Here is a 1,104-nt window from a genome sequence, read left to right as displayed (position 1 = left end):
GGTGGGGCGTGTTGGTGGGCGTTTAAGCAAGACACTTAATGTTTCTGAAGAGGGACGTGTCGTTTCTTTTTATAGTAAGCTTTCTTATTTGCATAGTTTTGAAGATAAGCAATTTGTTTCTTTTAAAAACGATTTCCAATTAGGTTTTTTTGGTTCTTTTTTGGAAGCAGGTCTTGGGTTTAATGCTCGTCTTTCTTCAAAATTTTTTCTTCATGGAGATGTAACTTATCAGCATAAATTTAAGAAAGCTGGTTTTTCTGGAGCCAGTTTCTCTGCTGGATTGCGCCATCTTTTTTGAAGAGATATAATGTGCATTTTTATATGAAAGGCAGAAGATTTTTCTGCCTTTTAATGTATTGAAATTTATTTTTCCTCATCAATATGGTTATTTTTTTGATATAAAAGATTACAATAGATGCTTTCTTCTATGCGATGAGGAATTTTCCTAAAATTTTGATATTAAGATATGGGGGCAGATTTCATTGTGAATGTGAGAAGCTTGAATGCTAAATTCTTGTGGTATAATCTTTTAAAAGAGACGATATTGATGGTTGTTTTTGTCCATTTCTTTATTAAATTTTATAGATCATAAGTTTAGTCTTTACGAGATTTATGCATTTTTTTGAATTTTGTTTTAGAACTTTATTTACGTTTATATCATTTCATACGCATATTATTTGTTTCCTTTTTTAGGATGTTTACTTAAGAATTTTGGAGAAATACTTGTTTTTAGAACAAACAGAGGGAGTTTGAGGTCAAATTATAATAAAAGTAAAGTATGCTTTATCGTATTGTTACGGTTGTTGTTTTGTAAATGATAGGTGGCAGAGAAATTTTGATTGGATACAGGATATTATTTTTATTGCGGTTATGCGCGGATATCATCATTCTTTTTTCAGCATTCAATATTTGCGCAGATTTTAGCACTCGAGAATGTTCATAAGAAGCAATTCACCTTTTTTTCAAAAGTCCTTCTTTACATGCCAGCTTCGTTTGTGATGAACAAGGGGTTAATTGATTAAATATAAACAGGTTTGAATGAAAGAAATTTATAATATTCAGTTTTTTATTGAATATGTAGAATGATGAGTGAGTATTCTAAAT

Annotated in this window: 1 protein-coding gene; it reads left to right on the top strand. The window is 30.1% G+C overall.

The window, feature by feature from the left end; all coding sequences use genetic code 11:
* On the top strand, positions 1 to 298 hold a 298-nt coding region (locus ACFILL_RS09280; RefSeq protein WP_375637989.1), incomplete at its 5' end, for an autotransporter outer membrane beta-barrel domain-containing protein.
* Between the last annotated feature and the right edge of the window lie 806 nt (positions 299 to 1,104).

The organism is Bartonella sp. AP20NXHL, assembly GCF_042196165.1.
Taxonomy (GTDB): domain Bacteria; phylum Pseudomonadota; class Alphaproteobacteria; order Rhizobiales; family Rhizobiaceae; genus Bartonella.
The sequence above is the reverse complement of the archived record's forward strand: the minus strand, read 5'-3'. Positions and strand labels throughout refer to the sequence as shown.